Source organism: Geobacillus sp. ZGt-1 (assembly GCF_001026865.1).
Taxonomy (GTDB): domain Bacteria; phylum Bacillota; class Bacilli; order Bacillales; family Anoxybacillaceae; genus Geobacillus; species Geobacillus thermoleovorans.
The window spans coordinates 363,224-368,607 of sequence record NZ_LDPD01000013.1 but is presented as its reverse complement, the minus strand read 5'-3'; the positions used below and the strand labels follow the sequence as shown (position 1 = coordinate 368,607).

Below are 5,384 nucleotides of genomic sequence, written 5' to 3'. Positions count from 1 at the left end.
ATACATGCAACATGAAGAGTGGACTTCTCATCACGCCCCATCCCCCAAGCGCTGCAGCACCTTCTCCGGATGTTCATGGATATAAGCCATCGATCAAAGGCTTGCATGATATCGTTTCGTTCTTTATGAAATACATTCGCCATGACAGGATCTTTCCGCCATTTCCGCAAACGCTCGATCGGGGTGAGCTGCGGCGAATATGGCGGGAGATAAAGAAAAAACCCCCGCATCGCAAGGGTTTTCACTAGCGGCCCGAGAGGATAATAACCATTTACCGAAAAGTATTGATATTTCAATGTTTGAGCGACACATTCTTTTGTGTTGTGCAAAATTTGTGCAAAATTCTTTTGAGTTGCTATCTCGTGCGAAAAGGCGGAGAGATCCGCCTTTTGTTTAGCTAAAATAAGCTATAAGTAAAACGATAACAAAGCACACCCCACCACATCACTCGGCTTCATCTTCTCCTCGACGCGATACGTTCCATACGTACCATCCACCTTCACCAGCTTTATTTCGCGAGGCGGTTCATCTTCATATGTGATGTCATCCTCCCTTTGTTTCTCGAAACTGTATGAAGCAATATCGTTCGATACAACTGTATGCGCTGTATACATTTTAATGTTCTTTTCCTCAAGCATTGAACTCAAAGTGAGTGCCACTCTTTTTTGCTGTTTTAAAAGGTTAAATGGACAAGGAAAAGTTTTGCAAGTGCATAGAATGGCAAAGGATGCTTATGCTACACTAAGGGTAAGGGGATTGGCAAGGGAAGCGGCCCATACACCGTTTTTCGTCGAATCGTCTAGAAAGGCCGACGAGGAATGAAAAAGGCGGCTCATCCCCATTATTTTTTTCAATTAGGGAAGCCTTGTCAGATCTGTCCCCCTTTCTGATGAACTGCCACCGGTTCAAGCAAAAAACAAATTTTTCACCAGCTCTCTAGGAGGTTGGTGATTTACTTGCGCAACCGCTTCTGGAAATCGGTTCTCAAGTAGAAAAAACTTGTTGCATCAGCCTCTATGTTCGCGCGTTCAATCATCGATCAAGTCAAACAGTGGTTTTTCACCAACCTTCTAGAGGCGGCATCAGGCCGCAAAGTGTTGATCTGTCAATATGACTCAAGGGAGGAATGGAACGATGAACCCCCCTGCCCTGTTTCTCGCCCACGGTTCGCCGATGTTGGCGATCGAAGACAATGCGTATACGGCGTTTTTGAAAAAGCTTGGGGAAGGAATTCGCCCGCAGGCGGTCGTCATCTTTACAGCGCATTGGATGACGCGCCAACCGACGGTTTCGGCGGTTGAGGGGACGTATGACATGATTTATGATTTTTCCGGGTTTCCGCGCGAGCTGTATGAAGTGGTTTATCCGGCGCGCGGGTCGGTCGAGTGGGCGGAGCGCGTGCGCGAGCGTCTCGCTGGTGTGGCGGAAGTGGCCGTTGATTCCACGCGCGGGCTGGATCACGGTTCTTGGGTGTTGTTGCACCGCCTATTTCCCAACGCTGACATCCCGATTGTGCAAGCGTCGGTCGTGCCGTGGTGGACGCCGAAGCAATTGTTCCAGCTTGGTGAGGCGCTGCGTCCATTGCGTGACGAAGGATTGATGGTCATCGGCAGCGGCGGGACGGTGCACAATTTGATGGCGCTCCGTTGGGAAGGGCATGCGGAGGCAGAAAGCTGGGCGGCCGCTTTTGATGACTGGCTGTTGCGCGAGTCAGCCGCCCGCAGTGAGGATGTATTCCATTATGAAGAAAAAGCACCTTACGCCAAGCAGGCCGTACCGACCCCCGAACACCTCGCGCCGTATTGGATCGCTTACGGCGCAGGCGATCGCGACCAAGCGCCGCGCGTGTTGTTCCGAGAATATCAATATGGAAGCTTAAGCCTCATGGCTGTGTCTTTTTAAAAGGCCCGCCTCCGACGCCACCGCGTGGGGACGGGCCGTTTCTTTGAGACAAAGCAGCGTTCTCATTTGCCACAGCACTTTTTATACTTTTTCCCGCTGCCGCACGGACATGGGTCGTTGCGGCCGATTTTTTGCTCTTTTCGGCGGTATGGGATGTTGGTCGGCCGCGGAGGTGTTTGCAGCACGGCTTGAAAATGGCGATACCGCTGCTCGGCAATGGCTTTCCACGTTTCCAGCTTCGGGTGATCGATCTCTAGAATCGTATAATAGGCGTACGCGTTCTGTTCGACATCAATCATCCAAGAACGCCCTCGTTTTTCCGCTCTTTTTACATACTGCTCTACTTCTGGGAGCGCCTCTTTATCCAGCTGATGGCAAAGCGCCTCAAAGCAAAATGCTTGGAGGTCATCATCGCGCTGTTTGGAAAAGACTTCTCGCAATACACGCACGGCCTGTTTAGATTTGATGTTGGCGAGCACATGAATAGCGGACAGCGCCGTGTCTTCCTGAAACGCATATGGGCGCACCGCTTCGATCGTTTCTTCACGTTGGAACATCGATAAGGTGGAAACGGCTTGATCAACAAGCACATCACCGTCTTGTTGTTCCAACAGTCGGGCGAGGCGGGGAATATATTCAGCGGCGCCGACGAGCGAGACCGCATACACCGCCAAAATGCCGTCATACGAAAACCAAGGCTGTTGCTCGTTTTTCATCCATGTCAGACCGATATCTTCCTTCGTCATCCATCCGCGTTCAACGAGAATGCGCACGGCTTGCTTGGCTACTAAAAACCAATCGTGATTGTGAAACTCTTCCTCGTGCAAATGCGAAAGCACTGAAAAATAGTGTTCCCATACGTCATCTTCCGTTCCTTCTAAAGCAAGGCGGACAGCTCGCTGCCAAGACCGCGGGAAGTGAGGGAGCAGCTGTTCTCCGTATTTTTCGAGCTGGGCGGCTGGAAACGGGAAAAACCAACGGATGTACTTCGCTGCATCTTTCATGCTCAACAACTGCTCAAGCGCTCGGTCGGTCAACGGCTGTTTGGAGATGCCGTGCAAAATCATCCTCCGTGTTTCTTCGTTGTCCGCCGTTACAGCCTCATCCACCAAACGCTCCACAAGCGCGGCTGGAATATCCGGATACTCTTCGATTGCGTCAAACGCAAACTGGCGGAGGACAGGATGGTCGCTAAACAAATGCGGCTCGATTGTTTGAATAAAGGACATGATCACACCTTCTTTTTTCTGAAATTTCACCCCCGTCGCTGACAGAATATCGACATTCAACCTCCTCGCGACGGGCTTGCGGGTTCTTCCTTCATACATGGAACACAAGCAGCGGCCGATGCGATGGAAATGGGCAGCCAAAGGAGCTCTTGGTCATTTCAAACATCACAGCATCTCCTCCTCTATCATAGACAAAATCCGCTTGATTTGAAACCGTTTTTCCTTCTCGCAAACTCGCTTGTTTGATATGCTAGAAATGGAAGGAGGTGAAGAGGGTGGAAGAAAAAACGATATTGGCGCAAATTTTGCAAGTGCTTGATTTGTACGCGGCGGATATGCGCAAGCAGTTCGAAGCGCTCCATGAGAAATTCGACTCGCTTCAACGCCAAGTCCAAGCGTTGAATGAAAAAACGGATGAAATGGACAAGCGCATCGAGGAGATGGATGGACGGTTTGAGCGGCAGATTGCCCAGTTGGAGCGCACCGTGAACGAACGGTTCGAACGGCTCGAAGCGAAACTCGGCCACATCCGCGTGGAACTCACAAGAAACGGTCGACTTCCACTCCGTCAAAATCGCCCAGCATGATCGAAAAATCCGCCATTTGCTTCACGCTCGATAAATCCTCCACCGCCATCATGCCCCCGTCCTTCCATCAAGGCGGGGGCGTTCGCATCAAGAAAGCTCTCGGGCAAGGTCGGCCGCCAAGGCGGCGTTGTTTTTCACTAAGGCGATGTTTGCTTGCAAGCTTTTGCCTCCGGTTAACGTTTTCACACGGTCAAGCAAAAACGGGGTGACCGATTTTCCGGTGATGTGCTGCTTTTCTGCTTCCTTGAGTGCTTGTTCGATGATGGCGGTGATATACGACTCCTCGAGCTCATCTTCTTTTGGGACGGGATTGGCGATCACAACACCGCCGTTTAACCCAAGCTTCCATTTCGTTTCGAGGAACTGGGCGATCTCTTCCACGCTGTCGAGGCGATAGTCGACGCGAAACGGGCTCGTCCGCGAATAGAACGCCGGCAGGACGTCCGTCTGATAGCCGATGACCGGAACGCCGTGCGTCTCGAGGTATTCAAGCGTCAAGCCTAAATCCAAAATCGATTTCGCCCCGGCGCAGACGACCGCGACGTTTGTCCGCGCCAACTCTTGCAAATCAGCCGAGATGTCCATCGTCCGCTCGGCGCCGCGGTGCACGCCGCCGATGCCGCCGGTCGCAAATACGCGGATGCCCGCCATCTCAGCGCAAATCATCGTCCCCGCCACGGTCGTCGCCCCGTGTTTCTTCATAGCGACGACATACGGCAAGTCGCGGCGGCTCACTTTTTCTACATCGCGGCTTGTCCCTAACAATTCAAGTTCGTCATCCGTTAACCCGATTTTAATCTTTCCATCGATGATCGCGATCGTCGCCGGCACGGCGCCGCGGTCGCGGATGATCCGCTCGACGTTTTTCGCCGTCTGCACGTTTTCCGGATACGGCATGCCATGCGAGATGATCGTTGATTCTAAGGCGACAATCGGCTTTTTTTCGGCCTTCGCTTGAGCGACTTCTTCGGAAAAGACGAGAAAATCATTCATCACTTCGTTCCCCCTTCGCGAAAATACCGCGCATAGGCGGCTTGCAACAGGTGTTCATTCAAAGCGGGATGCACCGTTTCGGCCGTTTGCAGCGTAAGCGCCGCGCTGCTCATCCCAAAGCGGCAGGCGTCTTCCACCGTATGTCCGCCTAAGACGCCGTACAAAAATCCAGCCGCAAAGGCGTCGCCCGCTCCGGTGGCGTCGGTGACCTCAACCTTCGGCGCCGCAATCGCTCCTGTTTCCCCTTGCTTGGTGGCGTACGCGACGCCGTTTGCGCCGCGCGTGACGACAACGTTCTTGGCACCGGCTTGAAGGATCGGTTTCATTATGTCGTCCGTATGCCCGTTGCGTCCCACAAATTCCTTAGCCTCCGCTTCATTCGTGACAAACCACGTCACACCAGACAAATCGCTGGGCAACCGCTTCACTTTGGGCACGGACACAGTCACGACGCAAAGCGGAAGGCGGTCTTGGCGGCACTGCTCGATCACCCATGAGATGACATCAGGCGGAAAATTCGTATCGAGCACGACAGTGGAAATCGGACCGAATTTCAACCATCGCTGCTTCATCCACTCGTTTCCCACTGTATCTTGAACGCTCTCCCATTTACACCTTCTGTTTTGTTAAGGCAAGAGGAAGAGCGATGACAAATACCGATTCATCCCCCACT

General features: G+C 52.5%; 5 protein-coding genes and 1 pseudogene. 3 read left to right on the top strand and 3 right to left on the bottom strand.

Annotated elements, in window-relative coordinates; translation table 11 throughout:
- Both VU18_RS19465 and VU18_RS06055 read left to right on the top strand, forming a co-directional pair.
- On the top strand, window positions 1–248 hold a 248-nt coding region (locus VU18_RS19465; protein WP_236687305.1), incomplete at its 5' end, for a hypothetical protein.
- Window positions 249–1,134: 886 nt separating this feature from the next.
- Window positions 1,135–1,902, top strand: a complete 768-nt coding sequence (locus VU18_RS06055; protein ID WP_014195545.1) for a class III extradiol ring-cleavage dioxygenase — start codon at window positions 1,135–1,137, stop codon at window positions 1,900–1,902.
- 62 nt (window positions 1,903–1,964) lie between these two features.
- Here the strand turns inward: VU18_RS06055 and VU18_RS06050 are convergent, their stop codons facing one another.
- Window positions 1,965–3,131, bottom strand: a complete 1,167-nt coding sequence (locus tag VU18_RS06050) for a HEAT repeat domain-containing protein (protein WP_047757779.1) — start codon at window positions 3,129–3,131, stop codon at window positions 1,965–1,967.
- A gap of 275 nt (window positions 3,132–3,406) precedes the next feature.
- On the opposite strand from VU18_RS06050, the pseudogene VU18_RS06045 reads away from it, so the two are divergent.
- A pseudogene (locus VU18_RS06045) lies at window positions 3,407–3,752 on the top strand (hypothetical protein).
- 53 nt (window positions 3,753–3,805) lie between these two features.
- Here VU18_RS06045 and VU18_RS06040 read toward each other — a convergent pair.
- On the bottom strand, window positions 3,806–4,711 hold the full coding sequence (locus tag VU18_RS06040; RefSeq protein WP_047757767.1) for a pseudouridine-5'-phosphate glycosidase: 906 nt from the start codon (window positions 4,709–4,711) through the stop codon (window positions 3,806–3,808).
- On the bottom strand, window positions 4,711–5,283 hold the full coding sequence (locus VU18_RS06035; protein WP_236687304.1) for a PfkB family carbohydrate kinase: 573 nt from the start codon (window positions 5,281–5,283) through the stop codon (window positions 4,711–4,713). The genes VU18_RS06040 and VU18_RS06035 overlap by 1 nt, the downstream gene beginning before the upstream one ends.
- Window positions 5,284–5,384: the final 101 nt, after the last annotated feature.

What these genes read in the sequence shown, in the direction of transcription:
- VU18_RS06055 (WP_014195545.1), top strand. Translation starts at nt 1,135, where the DNA reads ATGAACCCCCCTGCCCTGTTTCTCGCCCACGGTTCGCCGATGTTGGCG.
- VU18_RS06050 (WP_047757779.1), bottom strand. Translation starts at nt 3,131, where the DNA reads ATGTCCTTTATTCAAACAATCGAGCCGCATTTGTTTAGCGACCATCCT.
- VU18_RS06040 (WP_047757767.1), bottom strand. Translation starts at nt 4,711, where the DNA reads ATGAATGATTTTCTCGTCTTTTCCGAAGAAGTCGCTCAAGCGAAGGCC.
- VU18_RS06035 (WP_236687304.1), bottom strand. Translation starts at nt 5,283, where the DNA reads ATGAAGCAGCGATGGTTGAAATTCGGTCCGATTTCCACTGTCGTGCTC.